Origin of the sequence: Pseudomonas sp. GM50, assembly GCF_000282375.1 — a bacterium.
Classification (GTDB): domain Bacteria; phylum Pseudomonadota; class Gammaproteobacteria; order Pseudomonadales; family Pseudomonadaceae; genus Aquipseudomonas.
Map to the genome: position 1 here is coordinate 71,109 of NZ_AKJK01000043.1, position 17,207 is coordinate 88,315.

15 protein-coding genes are annotated in these 17,207 nt (G+C 60.2%); 10 read left to right on the forward strand and 5 right to left on the reverse strand.

Going from position 1 to position 17,207, the window contains the following annotated elements; all coding sequences use genetic code 11:
- Nucleotides 1–111 precede the first annotated feature (111 nt).
- Nucleotides 112–630: a glycine cleavage system protein R gene (locus tag PMI30_RS20190; RefSeq protein WP_008008185.1), complete on the forward strand. Its 519-nt coding sequence runs from the start codon at nt 112–114 to the stop codon at nt 628–630.
- A gap of 214 nt (nt 631–844) precedes the next feature.
- Here PMI30_RS20190 and rarD read toward each other — a convergent pair whose 3' ends face one another.
- The 5 genes from rarD to PMI30_RS20165 all read right to left on the reverse strand — a co-directional run bounded on the left by rarD (nt 845) and on the right by PMI30_RS20165 (nt 6,634).
- A complete protein-coding gene (rarD, locus tag PMI30_RS20185) occupies nt 845–1,732 on the reverse strand; it encodes an EamA family transporter RarD (protein WP_008008187.1) in 888 nt (295 codons plus the stop codon).
- Between the two features lie 162 nt (nt 1,733–1,894).
- A complete protein-coding gene (locus PMI30_RS20180; protein WP_008008188.1) occupies nt 1,895–2,869 on the reverse strand; it encodes a serine/threonine protein kinase in 975 nt (324 codons plus the stop codon).
- 182 nt (nt 2,870–3,051) lie between these two features.
- The gene (locus tag PMI30_RS20175; RefSeq protein ID WP_008008189.1) at nt 3,052–4,953 is read right to left on the reverse strand and encodes a PhoX family protein; all 1,902 of its coding nucleotides are present in this window, start codon (nt 4,951–4,953) and stop codon (nt 3,052–3,054) included.
- A 112-nt stretch (nt 4,954–5,065) separates the two neighbouring features.
- Nucleotides 5,066–5,830: a TOBE domain-containing protein gene (locus PMI30_RS20170; protein ID WP_008008190.1), complete on the reverse strand. Its 765-nt coding sequence runs from the start codon at nt 5,828–5,830 to the stop codon at nt 5,066–5,068.
- A gap of 63 nt (nt 5,831–5,893) precedes the next feature.
- Nucleotides 5,894–6,634, reverse strand: a complete 741-nt coding sequence (locus tag PMI30_RS20165; protein WP_008008197.1) for a ComF family protein — start codon at nt 6,632–6,634, stop codon at nt 5,894–5,896.
- Between the two features lie 91 nt (nt 6,635–6,725).
- On the opposite strand from PMI30_RS20165, the gene bioB reads away from it, so the two are divergent.
- The 9 genes from bioB (at nt 6,726) to PMI30_RS20120 (ending at nt 17,205) form a co-directional block, all read left to right on the forward strand.
- Nucleotides 6,726–7,781, forward strand: coding sequence for a biotin synthase BioB (gene bioB / locus PMI30_RS20160; protein WP_008008198.1), 1,056 nt, complete (start codon nt 6,726–6,728; stop codon nt 7,779–7,781).
- A 136-nt stretch (nt 7,782–7,917) separates the two neighbouring features.
- A complete protein-coding gene (gene bioF / locus PMI30_RS20155; RefSeq protein WP_008008200.1) occupies nt 7,918–9,096 on the forward strand; it encodes an 8-amino-7-oxononanoate synthase in 1,179 nt (392 codons plus the stop codon).
- Nucleotides 9,089–9,820, forward strand: a complete 732-nt coding sequence (locus PMI30_RS20150; RefSeq protein ID WP_008008203.1) for an alpha/beta fold hydrolase — start codon at nt 9,089–9,091, stop codon at nt 9,818–9,820. The genes bioF and PMI30_RS20150 overlap by 8 nt, the downstream gene beginning before the upstream one ends.
- Complete coding sequence (gene bioC, locus PMI30_RS20145; RefSeq protein WP_008008208.1) at nt 9,813–10,625, forward strand: malonyl-ACP O-methyltransferase BioC; 813 nt, start codon at nt 9,813–9,815, stop codon at nt 10,623–10,625. Before PMI30_RS20150 ends, bioC begins: the two co-directional genes overlap by 8 nt.
- Nucleotides 10,622–11,302: a dethiobiotin synthase gene (bioD, locus tag PMI30_RS20140; RefSeq protein WP_008008209.1), complete on the forward strand. Its 681-nt coding sequence runs from the start codon at nt 10,622–10,624 to the stop codon at nt 11,300–11,302. The genes bioC and bioD overlap by 4 nt, the downstream gene beginning before the upstream one ends.
- 119 nt (nt 11,303–11,421) lie before the next feature.
- A complete protein-coding gene (locus PMI30_RS20135) occupies nt 11,422–11,718 on the forward strand; it encodes a hypothetical protein (RefSeq protein WP_008008210.1) in 297 nt (98 codons plus the stop codon).
- Between the two features lie 277 nt (nt 11,719–11,995).
- Nucleotides 11,996–13,801 (forward strand): phenylacyl-CoA dehydrogenase, encoded by a 1,806-nt coding sequence (locus PMI30_RS20130; protein WP_008008211.1) that lies wholly within the window; start codon nt 11,996–11,998, stop codon nt 13,799–13,801.
- Nucleotides 13,802–14,028: 227 nt separating this feature from the next.
- Entirely contained in the window at nt 14,029–15,318 is a 1,290-nt protein-coding gene (locus PMI30_RS20125; RefSeq protein WP_007904190.1) for a GGDEF domain-containing protein, read from the forward strand.
- A gap of 90 nt (nt 15,319–15,408) precedes the next feature.
- Nucleotides 15,409–17,205 (forward strand): acyl-CoA dehydrogenase C-terminal domain-containing protein, encoded by a 1,797-nt coding sequence (locus PMI30_RS20120; RefSeq protein WP_008008213.1) that lies wholly within the window; start codon nt 15,409–15,411, stop codon nt 17,203–17,205.
- The last annotated feature ends 2 nt before the right edge of the window (nt 17,206–17,207 follow it).

Sequence of the window (17,207 nt, forward strand, 5' to 3'; positions counted from 1 at the left end):
CCGCGAAAGGGCCGGTCGATTCAACACACAATCGAATCTACTCCAGGCACCCATCAACCCTTGCCTATACTTGTTTTTCTATAACAAAAGTCATGACCAGAGGGCTGCGCCATGGACCATCTCGTACTCACTGTAATTGCTCCAGACAAGCCCGGGCAGGTCGAGCGCATTGCCCAGTGCATTGCCGAGCACGGCGGTAACTGGCTGGAGAGCCGCATGTCGCGCATGGCCGGACAGTTCGCGGGGATTCTTCGGGTGGGTGTGCCGGCCGAGGCCTACGACGAACTGGTAGACGCCCTACAGGGATTGTCGACCCAGGGGATTCGCGTACTGATTGCCGAAAGCAGCATTGAACAATCCTGCACCTGGAAGCCGATTGCCATGGAACTGGTGGGCAATGATCGTCCGGGCATTGTGCGAGACATTACGCGTTTGCTGAGCGAACAGGGGGTGAACCTGGAGCAATTGGTGACCGACGTTCGACCGGCGCCCATGAGCAGCGAGCCGCTGTTCCATGCTGAGGCGATTCTCGCGGTGCCGCTGACCTTGTCGCTGGAGGTGCTGCAGTCACGCCTGGAAACCCTGGCGGACGATCTGATGGTCGAATTGGTGCTGCGCAGCGAACCCTGAAAGGTTATCCAAGTTATACGTGCACCTGCCTGTGGATAACCTGTAGAGACACCTCGCCAGGCCACGTCGGCCGGTGCTCTTCAGGATCTGATCAAAAAACCAGCAGTTTCAGTGACTTGCGCACAATCGCCGGGGATCACGCTGTGGATAACCTTGGGAAGGATGGATGCAGGCCACGGGAGACGTGGCCTGTAGAGATTTGTACGTTTTCTGATCAGCTGCGGCGGCGCAGACTTATCCACGCATCGACGCTGTAAACCGCCAGACCGGCCCAGATAAAGATGAACGCTACCAGCGTGCTGGACGACAAGTGCTCGTCAAACAGCAGAACGGCTTGCAGCAACACCAGTGTCGGCGCCAGGTACTGGAGAAATCCGAGGGTGGTGTAGGGCAAGTGCCGGGCGGCGGCGTTGAAACACACCAGCGGCACCAGCGTCACCGGACCTGCAGCCACCAGCCACCAGGCTTCAGAGGTGGTCCAGAATTCGGCTTGCGCGCTGGTCGCCGTTGGATTGAACAGCAGCCAGGCGACAGCAATCGGCACCAGCATCCAGGTTTCCACCACCAGCCCCGGCAGCGCCTTGACCGGGGCCTGCTTGCGGATCAGGCCGTAGAAGCCGAAGGTCAATGCCAGCACCAGCGACACCCACGGCAGGCTGCCGACTTGCCACACTTGCTGCGCAACACCGACCGCCGCCAGGCCAACCGCCAGCCATTGCATGCGCCGAAGCCGTTCGCCGAGGATCAGCATTCCCAACAGCACGTTTACCAGCGGGTTGATGTAGTAACCGAGGCTGGCTTCGAGCATGCGTCCGTTGTTCACCGACCAGACGTAGGTCAGCCAGTTGGCGGCGATCAATGTGCCGCTCAGGGCCAGGATTGCCAGCCGTCGCGGGTTCTCCCGCAGTTCGCGCCACCAGCCGGGATGTTTCCAGACGAGCAGCAGCAAAGCGCCGAACAGCGCAGACCAAAGCACTCGGTGGATGATGATCTCCACGGCGGGCACGCTGGCAATGGCTTTGAAGTAGAGCGGGAACAGGCCCCAGATGATGTAGGCACTCAGGCCCAGGATGTACCCGCGACGCGGGTTGGCGGCTTGCATGAGAATCCTTGCTTAGGCAGCTAACAAAGAGGGGATTGTATAGATGTGTTTGATTTTTTGTAGGAGCGAGGCTTGCCCGCGAAGAACGATGACGCGGTACGTCAGGCAGACCGCGTTATCGTTCTTCGCGGGCAAGCCTCGCTCCTACAGGTTCGGTGGGGTTTAGAAGAGTTTCAGTGGTTCTTCATTGAGTGCGGCGAGTTGCTCACGCAACGCCAATACCTGATCGCCCCAATAGCGCTCGGTGCCGAACCACGGAAAGCTGCGAGGGAAGGCCGGGTCGTCCCAGCGCCGGGCGAGCCAGGCGCTGTAGTGCATCAGGCGCAAGGCGCGCAGCGGTTCGATCAGCGCCAGCTCCCGCGGGTCGAAGTCGTGGAATTCGTTGTAGCCGTCCATCAATTCCGACAACTGACCGAGACATTCCTGACGATCACCGGCGAGCATCATCCAGATATCCTGCACCGCCGGGCCCATGCGGCAGTCGTCGAGGTCGACGATGTGGAACATCTCGTCGCGGCACATCATGTTGCCGGGGTGGCAATCGCCATGCATGCGGATGTTCTGGTGCGGCGTGGCCTTGTAAACCTCTTCTACCCGCTTGAGCAGATCGCGGGCCACGGACTCGTAGGCCGGCAGCAAACTTTTGGGTACGAAATTGCCTTCGAGCAGGGTCGTCAGCGAGTCCTGACCGAAATTTTTCACGCCCAGTGCTTCGCGGTGATCGAAGGGCTTTGTCGCGCCGACCGCATGCAGACGACCCAGCAGTTGGCCCAGGCGATACAGCTGATCGAGATTGCCCGGCTCCGGCGCACGGCCGCCACGACGGGGGAACAGGGTGAAACGGAAACCGTTGTGTTCGTGCAGGCTGGCGCCGTTGTGAATCATCGGCGCGACCACCGGTACGTCGCACTCGGCGAGTTCGAAGGTGAATTGGTGCTCTTCGAGAATCGCTTCGTTGGTCCAGCGCTGCGGGCGGTAGAACTTGGCGATCAGCGGCTCGGAGTCTTCGATACCGACCTGATAGACACGGTTCTCGTAGCTATTGAGCGCCAGAATGCGTGCGTCGCTGAGAAAGCCGATGCTTTCGACGGCATCGAGCACGAGGTCTGGGGTGAGCGTTGCAAACGGGTGGGCCATGCTGACTCCTGCGCGCAGCAGGCTGCCGCGTCCGGCCAAGCATGGTAGCGCAGACGGGGCTTCTTTAGGGGGTGGGGTTGAGATCAGTGGTGTTTGAGATGACGCCTTCGCGGGCAAGCCTCGCTCCTACAAAGGATCACTCTGTACCTGTAGGAGCGAGGCTTGCCCGCGAAGAGGGCCTATCAGGCGCCGACGATCCCGCCGTCTTCGCGGGAAATCGCCATCACCGAAGACCGTGGCTTGCCGTTGGGCAGATGCTCAGGGAACGTCGACCCACCGTTTTCCCCCGGATGCTGAATCCCGACAAACAGGGTTTTCTGATCTGGCGAGAAGCTGATCCCCGTCACCTCGCAGCCCACTGGCCCGACCATGAAACGACGGATTTCGCCGGTCACTGGGTCGGCGCAGAGCATCTGGTTATTGCCCATGCCCGCGAAGTCGCCTGCGTTGCTCGAATCGCCATCCGTAAGAATCCACAAGCGCCCGGCCTTGTCGAATCCCAGGCCGTCCGGGCTGTTGAACATGTTCTGCGGAGTGATGTTCGACGAACCGCCCTTCGGCGTACCGGCGTGGACGCCCGGGTTGCCGGCGACCACAAACAGATCCCAGGCAAAGCTTTTCGAGCCGTGATCGTCGCGGTCGGTGCGCCAGCGCAGGATCTGCCCGTAGACGTTCTTCTCGCGCGGGTTCGGCCCGCCCACCGGTTGGCCTTCTTCGCCGCGTTTGGCGTTGTTGGTCAGGGTGCAATAAACCTGGCCATCCTTGGGGCTGACGACGATCCATTCCGGACGGTCCATGCGCGTGGCGCTCACGACGCTGGCTGCGAGGCGTGCATGAATCAGCACTTCAGCCTGATCGGCAAAACCGCTGCTGGCATCGATGCCATTCTTGCCGTGGGTCAGTTCGATCCACTGGCCTTGGCCTTTCGGGTGATCGGCGTTGCCGTCGCCCGCGTCGAAACGCGCCACGTACAAGGTGCCGTGGTCCAACAGGTCGCGGTTGGCTTTGGGATTTCTGTGGTTGATCTTGTCGCGGCTGACGAATTTATAGATGAATTCGCCACGTTCGTCGTCGCCCATGTACACCACGGCGCGACCGTCATTGGTTTCGGCAAGGGCGGCGTTTTCATGTTTGAAGCGGCCCAGCGCGGTGCGTTTGACCGGTGTCGACTGCGGATCGAACGGGTCGATTTCCACCACCCAGCCATGACGATTGAGTTCGTTGGGATTCTTTGCCAGATCGAAGCGCGGATCGTGTGGATGCCAGTTGATGTCTTTACTGGCCACCACCGCACCGTAGCGTTTCTGCGCGGCGTCGAACTTCTGCTCGGCATTGCTGCTGCCAAAGCAGTCGGTGAAGTTCTCTTCGCAGGTCAGATAAGTGCCCCACGGCGTCTTGCCGTTGGCGCAGTTCTGGAAGGTGCCGAGGACTTTCTTGCCGTGTTTGTCGGCGCTGGTTTTCAGCAGCTCATGACCGGCCGCCGGACCGCTCAGGCGCAACGGCGAGTTGCCGTGAATGCGGCGGTTGTAGCGCGAGCCCTGGACGAACTGCCACTGGCCGTTCTTGCGCTGCACTTCGATCACCGACACACCTTCGCAGGCCAGGGCCTTGCGCACATCTTCCGCCGATTGCGGCATACCGCCGTGGGGGTAGAGGTAGCGGTAGTTGGTGTATTCGTTGTTGATCGCCATCAGTGCCCGGTCTTTGTCACCGGGGAATTCGAACAGGCTCATGCCGTCGTTGTTGTCGCCGAACTGGACTTCCTGCGCCTGGGCCGTGCCGTTGCCGCTAGGGTCGAACGCCGGACCATTTTTTTGCAGTGGCTGGCCCCAGCTGATCAGCACCGAGGATTTGTAGCCCGGCGGCAGGGTAATGGCGTCGGTCGTGGCGGCAGCGATGCTGTCGAAACCCAACAGCTTGCTGGAGCCGGCGCTGACGCTGGCGGCCAGCACGCTGCGACTCAGCAGGTTGCCACCGAGAAACATCGCTGCACCGCAGAGGGCACCAGCGCTGATGAAGCCACGACGGCTGAGGCCGACCATCTTTTCGAGGTCGGTGGATTGGTTGTCTTCTAATAGGCTCACATCAGGCTCCCTGCGGGTTTTTGCAGCCACCTTAATGGTGGTCGATGAAGCTTTTGTTGCAGCCTCTTAAAGTCAGAATCAAAAGATCGCAGCCTTCGGCAGCTCCTACAGGCTAGAGCGGTGTGCCCAGCAGGATGTTCGACGGCGCGAATTGCACAAGAACGGGTTTGCCAGCGGTAAGTTCGAGGGTTTTCAGATGCAGCGGCTCGGCCAGGGCGCAGAGCGTCTGGCCATTGGGCAGGCCGATGCGCACTTCGCTGGGACCGTCGTCGGCGTCGAGGATTTCTTCGATCATGCCCCTCAGGCAATTGTTGCCGGGCGCCGCTGCTTGATCGATGCCCAACAGTTCCAGCCAACCGGCCTTGATCAGTGCCACCACTTCGGTGCCGGTTTGCAGTTCCAGGCGCAGAGTGCTGTCGTGAGTGATCTGCGCATCGATACGCAAGCCTTCGGCCAGTTCAAGACGGATGCGGTCGTTGCGTCCTTGCGCATCGATCGCCACGACCTTGCCGTGCAGTTGATTGCGCGCACTGGTTCTGAGCATCAGCCGACCGAGCAGGTCCAGGTCGCTGGCGTCCTCGGCGGCTTCCAGCACCTGAGCCTGTAAGGCTTGCAGCTTTTGATACAGGCGCAACACGCGTTCGCCTTCGCTGGACAGTTTGGCGCCGCCACCGCCCTTGCCGCCGACGCTGCGCTCCACCAGCGGTTTCTGCGCGAGGTTGTTCAGCTCGTCGATGGCGTCCCATGCCGCCTTGTAACTCAAACCCGCGCTTTTCGCAGCGCGGGTGATTGAGCCTTGTTCGGCGATGTGTTGCAGCAACGCGATACGCTGCGGACGACGGACAATGTGCTGGGACAACAACGTAGGCAAGGACATGGCAAGGCGCTTTGGGCTGTGGCGATGGGGAGGACGTTGGCGGCTTGGCGCACGAGAGTCAAGTCAGGTCACGTCGCCAGGTTTTGGGGTACGGGCCAGGCAGTAGACATCGACTCGCGCGGCGCCCGCATCCATCAACAAGCGAGCCAGGGCCTGGGCGGTGGCGCCGGTAGTCAGCACATCATCGACCAATGCGAAGTGGCGACCCTTGATCGAGGCGGCGGGCGCCAGGGCAAAGGCATGGCGCAGGTTCTTTTTACGGGCATCGGCATTCAGCTCTTGTTGCGCGCTGGTGTCCTGAATCCTCAGCAACAGCGTTTCATCGCAAGGAATGTCGAGGCTGACGCTGAGCCAGCGGGCGAGCATCGCCGCCTGGTTGAACCCCCGCTGACGCAGACGTTTGGCGGCCAGCGGTACGGGTATCAGCGCATCGGGCCGATCCAGGTCTTCATCGAAGCGATGTTGCAGGAACTGAGCGAGAAGTTCGGCGAGCAGGCGGCCAAACGGCCACTTCGCGCTGTGCTTGAAGCGAGTGATCAAACTGTCGACCGGAAAGCTGTAAGTCCAGGGCGCGGCGACTCGCTCGAAGGCTGGCGGTTGTTTCAGGCAGTGGCCGCAGGTCAGGCCCATGGCAGGCAGGGGCAGGGCGCAGGTTTGGCAGTGCTCGCCCAACCAGGGCAACTCGGTTTCGCAGGCCATGCAGATTGGGGTGATGTCGTCCGCGGCTTCTGCGCAGAGCAAACAGGTTTGTTTGTTTTTTAACCAGATGTAAACCGGTCCTTCGTATCGTGGTTGACAGCGCATCGCTCTTCCTTAAATATGCCGAACATCCGTGTCGCGTCTGTGGGTATTCCATTCCCCAGTCGCAAGCCATGCATAAAACAAGGAAACGCCCATGAGCGCCAGCACCACTGCAACCCTGCGTCATGACTGGTCTTTGGCCGAAGTCAAAGCACTCTTCGTTCAGCCATTCAACGACCTGTTGTTCCAGGCCCAGACGGTGCACCGCGCGCATTTCGACGCCAACCGCGTCCAGGTCTCGACACTGCTTTCGATCAAAACCGGTGCTTGCCCGGAAGATTGCAAATATTGTCCGCAGTCCGGCCACTACAACACTGGCCTGGAAAAAGAAAAACTGATGGAAGTGCAGAAGGTCCTCGAAGAGGCCGCTCGCGCCAAGGCCATCGGTTCGACCCGTTTCTGCATGGGCGCGGCGTGGAAGCATCCGTCGGCCAAAGACATGCCTTACGTGCTGGAGATGGTCAAAGGCGTGAAAGCCATGGGCCTGGAAACCTGCATGACCCTGGGTCGTCTCGATCAGGACCAGACCGTCGCCCTGGCCGAAGCCGGCCTGGATTACTACAACCACAACCTCGACACCTCGCCTGAGTTCTACGGCAGCATCATCACCACCCGTACGTACAGCGAGCGCCTGCAAACCCTGGCCTACGTGCGTGATTCGGGGATGAAGATTTGCTCCGGCGGCATTCTCGGCATGGGCGAGTCCCTCGACGACCGCGCCAATCTGCTGATCCAGCTGGCCAACCTGCCTGAGCATCCAGAGTCGGTGCCGATCAACATGCTGGTGAAAGTCGCCGGTACGCCGCTGGAAAATGCCGACGACGTCGACCCGTTCGACTTCATCCGCATGCTCGCGGTCGCTCGGATCCTGATGCCCAAATCCCACGTGCGCCTGTCCGCCGGCCGTGAAGCGATGAACGAGCAGATGCAGGCCCTGGCGTTCTTCGCCGGCGCCAACTCGATTTTCTACGGCGAAAAACTGCTGACCACCGCCAACCCGCAGGCGGACAAGGACATGCAGCTGTTCTCGCGTCTGGGCATCCTGCCGGAAGCACGTGAAGAGCATGCAGACGAAGTGCATCAGGCTGCGATTGAGCAGGCGCTGGTGGAGCAGAAGAGCAGCGAGCAGTTCTATAACGCGGCTGTCTGACTTCACCCCGCCCTGTAGGAGCGAGGCTTGCCCGCGAATGAGGCACTTTGGTCTATCTGACTGACCGTGGTGATCCCTTCGCGGGCAAGCCTCGCTCCTACAGGAGTTGTTTGTTTTCCTGACCCGTGAGGCCTGCATGTCTTTCGATCTCGCCGCACGCCTTGCTGCCCGTCGTGCCGAAAACCTTTATCGCCAGCGCCCATTGCTCGAAAGCCCGCAAGGCCCGGAAGTGGTGGTCGATGGTCAGCCGTTGCTGGCGTTCTGTAACAACGATTACCTGGGCCTGGCCAATCACCCGCAAGTGATCGAAGCCTGGCGTGCCGGCGCGTCGCGTTGGGGCGTGGGCGGTGGTGCTTCGCATCTGGTGATCGGTCATAGCGGCCCGCATCACGCACTGGAAGAAGCCCTTGCCGAGTTCACCGGCCGGCCGCGAGCATTGCTGTTCACCACCGGTTACATGGCCAACCTCGGCGCGGTCACCGCATTGGTCGGGCAGGGCGATACGGTGCTCGAAGACCGACTCAATCACGCGTCGTTGCTGGACGCGGGGTTGTTGTCCGGTGCGCGTTTCAATCGCTATCTGCATAACGACGCGGCCAGTCTGGCCAAGCGCCTTGAGAAGGCCACCGGCAATACGCTGGTGGTCACCGACGGTGTGTTCAGCATGGACGGTGACGTCGCCGACTTGCCGGCGCTGGCGCGGGATGCCAAGGCCAAAGGCGCGTGGCTGATGGTCGATGACGCGCACGGTTTTGGTCCGCTGGGCGCCAATGGCGGCGGCATCGTCGAGCATTTCGGTCTGAGTCAGGAAGACGTGCCGGTATTGGTCGGCACCCTCGGCAAGGCTTTCGGTACGGCCGGTGCTTTTGTGGCTGGCAGTGAAGAGCTGATCGAAAGCCTGATCCAGTTCGCTCGCCCTTACATCTACACCACCAGCCAGCCACCAGCGCTGGCCTGCGCGACGCTGAAAAGCCTGGAGCTGTTGCGCAGCGAACACTGGCGACGTGAGCATCTGCAGACGCTGATTCGCCAGTTCCGCCAAGGCGCCGAACAGATTGGCCTGGAGTTGATGGACAGCTTCACGCCGATCCAGCCGATCATGATTGGCGATGCCGGGCGCGCAGTTCGGCTGTCGCAGATGTTGCGCGAACGCGGGCTGATGGTGACTGCGATTCGTCCACCGACCGTACCCGCGGGCAGCGCACGCTTGCGTGTAACCCTGACCGCCGCTCACAGCGAGGCGCAGGTACAGCTATTGTTAAATGGACTGGCCGATTGTTTTCAACAACTGGGACCGGAGCCAAGCCATGCGTGATCGTCTGATTCTGCTGCCGGGCTGGGGTCTCGGGATATCGCCGCTGGAACCCTTGGCAGCTGCCTTGCAGGGTTTGGATGAGCACCTGCGCGTCGAGATCGAGCCATTGCCGGAACTGGAATCGAGCGACCTCGAAGAATGGCTCGATGAGTTGGACTCGACGTTGCCGCAGGATGCCTGGCTCGGTGGCTGGTCATTGGGTGGCATGCTGGCGTCCGAGTTGGCGGCGCGACGCGGTGACCGCTGCTGCGGCTTGGTGACCCTGGCGAGCAACCCTTCTTTTGTCGCCCATGAACGATGGTCGAGCGCGATGCCCGGCGAAACCTTCGATGCGTTTCTGGCCGGCTGCAAGGCTGACTCGCGCATGACGTTGAAACGTTTTTCGCTGCTGTGCGCCCAAGGTGCCGAAGACCCGCGCGGAATGTCGCGACTGTTGCTCGCTGGCGCACCGCATACATCTTCGCCGGTGCTGATGAGCGGCCTGGAGTTGCTTGCCCAGCTGGATACCCGGCAAGCGTTGCAAGCGTTTCGCGGCCCGCAATTGCACTTGTTTGCCGGCCTCGACGGGCTGGTCCCGGCCGAAGCGGCGGGGGACTTGCTGACGCTGCTGCCGGATGTCGAAATCGGTCTGATTGAACAGGCCAGTCACGCGTTTCTTCTGGAAGACCCTCACGGTGTGGCGGGGGCGATTCAGGCCTTTTTGCATGAGTTCGGTGATGACTGATTTATCCCTTCCCAACCTGCCCGGCGGCTTGCCCGACAAACGCCAGGTGGCGGCGTCCTTTTCCCGTGCGGCGGCGAGCTACGACAGCGTGGCCGAATTGCAGCGCGACGTGGGCAGCGAGTTGTTACGTCGGTTACCGGAAGATTTTGTCCCTGCTCGTTGGCTGGATATGGGCTGCGGCACAGGGTATTTCAGCCGAGCCTTGGCGCAGAAGTTTCCTGCGAGCGCCGGAGTGGCGTTGGACATCGCAGAAGGCATGCTCAATCACGCCCGGCCCTTGGGCGGCGCGACTCACTTCATCGCGGGCGATGCCGAGCGCTTGCCGTTGCAGGATTCGACCTGCGACCTGGTCTTCTCCAGCCTGGCGGTGCAATGGTGCGCGGATTTCGCCTCGGTGCTCAATGAAGCGTATCGGGTACTGAAACCGGGCGGGATTTTCGCGTTTGCTAGTCTGTGTGTAGGCACGCTGTACGAATTGCGCGACAGCTGGCGTCAGGTGGACGGCATGGTGCACGTCAACCGCTTCCGCGAGTTCGGTGTTTACCAACAGCTTTGCGCGGGCAGCGGCTTGAAGGTCGTCAGCCTCGAAACGCGTCCGCATATGCTGCATTACCCCGATGTCCGCAGCCTGACCCATGAGCTGAAGGCCCTTGGGGCGCATAACCTGAACCCCGGTCGGCCGGGCGGTTTGACCGGCAGGGCGCGGATCCTCGGCCTGATCGAGGCTTACGAGCAATTTCGTCAGGCACAGGGACTGCCGGCGACTTATCAAGTGGTTTACGCCGTGTTGGAGAAACCCTTATGAGCGCAGCCTATTTCATCACTGGTACTGACACCGATGTCGGCAAGACCACCGTCGCCGCAGGTTTGCTGCATGCCGCGCGGTTGGCGGGCTTGAGCACGGCAGCGGGCAAGCCGGTGGCCTCCGGCTGCGACCTGACACCGAAGGGATTGCGCAACGCCGATGCGCTGGCCCTGTTCGCCGAGTGTTCGATACCGTTGACCTACGAACAGGTCAATCCGGTCGCGTTCGAACCGGCGATTGCACCGCATCTGGCAGCGCGGGAAGCTGGCGTGGCGTTGACCGTGCAATCACTGTTGACACCGATGCGGCAGATTCTCGATATGCAGGCGGACTTCACCTTGATCGAAGGCGCTGGCGGCTGGCGAGTGCCGTTGGCGGATCAGGACAATCTGTCGGACCTGGCAATGGCGCTGGGTCTGCCGGTGATCCTGGTGGTCGGCGTACGGCTGGGTTGTATCAATCATGCACTGCTGACAGCCGAGGCGATCGCACGGGATGGTTTGCAGTTGGCAGGGTGGGTCGCCAATATCATCGATCCGAAGACCTCGCGGCTGGAAGAGAACCTCGCGACATTGGCCGAGCGCATTCCCGCACCGTGTCTGGGGCGGGTGCCGAAACTCAAATCGGTAACAGCCGAAGCGGTGGCCGAGTATCTACAACTGGATCTGCTGGACTGAAGTTTTAACGTGGGTTTTACCTATGACAAGGCACTGTGCCATTAGTGTTTTTGTCGGGTCTTTTGTCGGCGTGTCTGGTTCAATGGCCGCTGTTGATCCTTTGTCGGACGAGTTCCCCCATGGAAATCTCAGGAAACACCGCTTTTTATGCCGGTCTGAGCACTATTCAGACAGGGCAGAACCGTGTCGATCAGGCTTCGGGTCAGATCGCCAACAACACTATCGAGCGCTCTGTCACCAGCCAGTCCTCCGAGATTCAGGTCGATCGTCTGCGTTCGGTAGACCGCAGCCAGCAATCGGACTTGGCCAACAATATGGTCGAGATGTCCCAGGGCAAGTTCCAGGTGGAACTGGGCGTCAAAGTCGCCAAGGCATCCGATGAAATGCTGGGTACGCTGATCGATACATTTGCCTGAACCCTCGCTGAATCCGCTACTCCAACGCCGCGCCTGTTCGCGGCGTTTTTCTGCGTAAGTCCTTCTTCCTCAACTAATCTCTCCTACATGACGTGTTGCTCAGTCAACGGCGGCACGCAACTGCGTGGCCGAGGTTTTCATGGGGCGATGACGAACGGCAAAAGATCGGCGCTTGACAAGAATTGGGCGTAAACGTATGTTTCAAACAACTGTTTGACCGTCACAACAAATCAACGCGGTCGTTCATTCCCGGTTACATCAGCAGAGGTTTATCGCTATGCCTGACTACAAGGCCCCCTTGCGTGATATTCGCTTCGTTCGTGACGAACTGCTCGGCTACGAAGCGCACTATCAGAGCCTTCCGGCTTGTGCAGACGCAACTCCGGACATGGTTGACGCCATTCTCGAAGAAGGCGCCAAGTTTTGTGAACAGGTGCTGGCGCCGCTGAACCGCGTGGGTGACACCGAAGGCTGTACCTGGAGCGAGTCTGGCGTTAAAACGCCGACCGGTTTCAAAGAAGCCTACAAGCAATTCGTCGAAGGTGGCTGGCCAAGCCTGGCTCACGACGTAGAGCACGGCGGCCAAGGCCTGCCGGAGTCTCTGGGTCTGGCCGTCAGCGAAATGGTTGGCGAAGCCAACTGGTCGTGGGGCATGTACCCAGGCCTGTCCCATGGCGCGATGAACACCATTTCCGAGCACGGCACGCCTGAGCAACAAGAGGCTTACCTGACCAAGCTGGTTTCCGGCGAATGGACCGGCACCATGTGCCTGACCGAACCGCACTGCGGCACTGACCTGGGCATGCTGCGCACCAAGGCCGAGCCTCAGGCCGACGGTTCCTACAAAGTGTCCGGCACCAAGATCTTCATCTCGGCCGGTGAACACGACATGGCCGACAACATCGTCCACATCGTTCTGGCACGTCTGCCGGATGCACCGGCCGGCACCAAAGGCATTTCCCTGTTCATCGTTCCGAAATTCCTGCCCAACGCAGACGGCTCGATCGGCGAACGCAACGCTGTGACCTGCGGTTCCCTGGAACACAAGATGGGCATCCACGGCAACGCCACTTGCGTGATGAACTTCGACGCGGCCACCGGTTACCTGATCGGCCCGGCGAACAAAGGCCTGAACTGCATGTTCACCTTCATGAACACCGCACGTCTGGGCACCGCGCTGCAAGGTCTGGCTCACGCCGAAATCGGCTTCCAGGGCGGCTTGAAATACGCTCGCGATCGTCTGCAAATGCGCTCCCTGACTGGCCCGAAAGCGCCGGACAAAGCCGCTGACCCGATCATCGTTCACCCTGACGTACGTCGCATGCTGTTGACCATGAAGGCGTTCGCCGAAGGCAACCGTGCGATGGTTTACTTCACCGCCAAGCAAGTCGACATCGTCAAATACGGCGTAGATGAAGAAGAGAAGAAGAAAGCCGACGCACTGTTGGCCTTCATGACGCCGATCGCCAAAGCCTTCATGACTGAAGTCGGTTTCGAATCCGCTAACCACGGCGTACAAATCTACGGCGGCCACGGCTTCATCGCCGAGTGGGGCATGGAGCAGAACGTTCGCGACAGCCGCATTTCGATGCTGTACGAAGGCACCACCGGTATCCAGGCACTCGACCTGCTGGGCCGTAAAGTGCTGATGACTCAAGGCGAAGCGCTCAAAGGCTTCACCAAGATCGTCCATAAGTTCTGCCAGACCAACGAAGGCAACGACGCGGTCAAAGAGTTCGTCGAGCCATTGGCTGCGCTGAACAAAGAGTGGGGCGAGCTGACCATGAAGGTCGGTATGGCTGCCATGAAAGACCGTGAAGAAGTCGGCGCGGCATCGGTGGACTACCTGATGTACTCCGGTTACGCCTGCCTTGCTTACTTCTGGGCTGACATGGCGCGTCTGGCTGCCGAGAAACTGGCTGCCGGCACCACGGAAGAGGCGTTCTACACCGCCAAGCTGCAAACTGCGCGCTTCTACTTCCAGCGTATCCTGCCGCGTACCCGCACTCACGTTGTAACCATGCTGTCGGGCGCCAACAACCTGATGGACATGAAAGAAGAAGACTTCGCACTGGGTTACTAATCCCTACGCAGTCTCTTCACAAGGCCGCTGCTTCCTCGGGAGCAGCGGTTTTTTTATGCCTGACGCAAACGATCACGTCTGTAAATATTCCTGACTAAAACGCTAAGAAGAACGCCATTGCTGCCGTTAAAGAGGATGGCGATGTGACACCCATCACATTGCACGTGCTTGGCTGCTCTAAATGCAGGCACAATGCCATCTTTGTTTGCCGGGTCGGAGCTTTACCCTTGCCGCGTTCTTCCGCTGTACGTTTCAGCCATTTTTTGCCATCACTGCTGTTGTTGCTGGCGGGGCTTGCGGCTGCCTACGTCAAGGATCTCAACGTCTTCTTCACTTCGCTGTTTAACGTGCTGCCTACGTTGGTGCTGTTGCTCGGCGGGGCGTATTGCGCAGTTTACCGACGTCAACGTGAGCTGTTTCTGATGGTCACGGTGTACATCGCCTACTTCCTGCTCGACACCCAGACCGACTACTACCGCGACAACGGCAAAGTCCGTGAAGACGCCGCCGTGGTCTTCCACCTGTGCTGTCTGCTGCTACCGTTGCTGTTTGGCTTGTTCGCCGCCTGGCAGGAGCGCACTCACCTGTTCCAGGACATGGTGGCGCGTTTTGCTGTGTTGCTGGCGTTCGGCAGCGTGGCGCTGGGGCTGGAACAAAGTTACCCACACGCGCTGTTGATGTGGCTGTCGGAGATCCGCTGGCCAGCCCTGCATGGTGCCTGGATGAGCCTGATCCAGTTGTCCTACCCGGTATTCATCGCCTCATTCCTGTTGTTGGCCTGGCAATACTGGCGCAACCCGAGGCCCTTGCATGCTGCGCAATTGGTGGGGTTGTTGGGATTGTTCTGGATGTTGCCGAAAACCTTCATCCTGCCATTCACCCTGAACATCATGTGCAGCCAGGTGATGTTGATGATTGCAGCGGCGGTTGCCCATGAGGCCTATCAGATGGCGTTCCGCGATGAGCTTACCGGCCTGCCGGGTCGCCGCGCACTGAACGAACGCATGCAACGGCTGGGGCGCAATTACGTGCTGGCCATGGGCGACGTCGATCATTTCAAGAAATTCAACGACACCCACGGCCACGATGTCGGCGACCAAGTGCTGCGCCTGGTCGCCAGCAAGCTGTCGAAAATCAGCGGGGGCGGTAGGGCATATCGCTACGGCGGTGAAGAATTTGCTCTGGTGTTCGCAGGCAAAACCCTCGAAGAATGCATGCCGCACCTGGAAGTCATCCGCGAATCCATCGCCACCTACAACATCCAGCTGCGCAATCAGGACAACCGTCCCCAGGATGACCAGCAGGGACGCCAGCGCCGCGCCGGTTCAGGCGCCTCGAGTGTATCGGTCACCGTCAGCATCGGTGTCGCCGAGCGGTTGGAGCAGCGCACGCCGGAAGAAGTGCTCAAATCCGCTGACCAGGCGCTCTACAGCGCCAAAGGCGCGGGGCGAAACTGTGTGATGGCTTTCGGTCAGAACCGCCGTGGCGCGGTGCGCATGGACGCCGCTGCGGGTTGAGTGATGATGGCGCATTCAGCGTCTGGACTGTGATTGTGAGGCGTGGTGCGCGGCAGTAAGTTTGAGCAATCTGCTGCCGGAGAAATGACCATGCCCGAGTACAAAGCTCCCCTGCGCGATATGCGCTTTCTGATCGACCACGTCTTCGATTTTCACAGCAACTACGCCGCGCTGGGCGTCACCGATGCCAGCCCGGACATGATCAATGCGATCCTTGAAGAGGGCGCGAAATTCTGTGAGAACGTTCTCGCACCGCTGAACCGAAGCGGTGACGAGGAAGGCTGCCATTTCGACAACGGCGTGGTCACAACGCCTACAGGTTTCAAGCAGGCTTTCGCGCAGTACGTGGAAGGCGGCTGGCATGGTCTGGCGGCGGATCCGGCTTACGGTGGCCAGGGTTTACCCAGTTCTTTGGGGCTGGTCATCAGTGAAATGGTCGGCTCCAGCAACACCTCCTGGGGCATGTACCCCGGCCTGACGCACGGTGCGATGTCGGCGATTCACGCCCATGGCACCGAAGAACAGAAACAAACCTATCTGAGCAAGCTCACCGCTGGCCAATGGACCGGCACCATGTGCCTGACCGAAGCCCATTGCGGCACCGATCTGGGCATCATCAAGACCCGCGCCGTGCCTCAGGCTGACGGCAGTTACGCGATCTCCGGCAGCAAGATTTTCATTTCCGCCGGCGAACACGACATGAGTGACAACATCATTCATCTGGTGCTGGCCAAACTGCCGGACGCTCCTGCCGGTACCAAGGGCATTTCGCTGTTTATCGTTCCTAAATTCCTGCCCAATGCCGAGGGCGAGGCGGGCGAGCGCAATGGCGTTTCCTGCGGTTCGATCGAACACAAAATGGGCATCAAGGCCTCGGCCACCTGTGTGCTGAATTTCGATGACGCCAAGGGTTTCTTGATCGGTGAGCCGAACAAGGGCCTGAACTGCATGTTCACCATGATGAACCACGCGCGGCTCGGCACCGGCATGCAAGGTCTGTGTCTGGGTGAGGCGAGCTTCCAGGGCGCGATCAAATACGCCAACGACCGTCTGCAAATGCGCTCGCTGACCGGCGCGAAAGCACCGGAAAAAGTCGCCGACCCGATCATCGTTCATCCCGATGTGCGCAGGATGTTGCTGACCATGAAGGCCTTCAATGAAGGCAACCGGGCGCTGACTTACTTCACCGCGCAGTTGCTGGATGCTGCACATCTGAGCCCGGATGAAACGGCGCGTCAGGACGCCGAAGACCTGTTGGCATTCCTGACGCCGATCTGCAAAGCCTTCATGACCGACACCGGGCTGGAGGTGACCAACCTCGGCATGCAGGTGTTTGGCGGCCACGGTTTCATTCGTGAGTGGGGCATGGAGCAGTTGGTTCGTGACTGCCGGATCGCGCCGATCTACGAAGGCACCAATGGCATTCAGGCGCTGGATTTGCTTGGGCGCAAAGTCCTTGGCAGTCAGGGAAAACTGCTGCGCGGCTTCACCAAAATCGTCCACAAGTTCTGCGCGGCAAACGCTGAGCATCCGCAACTTGGCAGCTATGTGGCGCAGCTCAATAGTCTGAATCAGCAGTGGGGCGAGTTGACCACCAAGGTCGGCATGGCGGCGATGAAAAATCCGGATGAAGTCGGTGCCGCCTCGGTGGATTACCTGATGTACAGCGGCTACATCATCCTCGGCTACCTGTGGCTACGCATGGCGTTGGTGGCCCAGGCGCAGTTGGAGGCGGGCGGCGGCGATGCCGATTACTGCCAGGGCAAGCTGGCGACCAGCGAGTTTTACTTCAAGCGTTTGCTGCCACGTACCGCCGCACATCGGGCAGCCATCGAGGCGGGCAGCGATTGCCTGATGAAGCTGCCGGCGGAGTTGTTTGCGCTCTGACG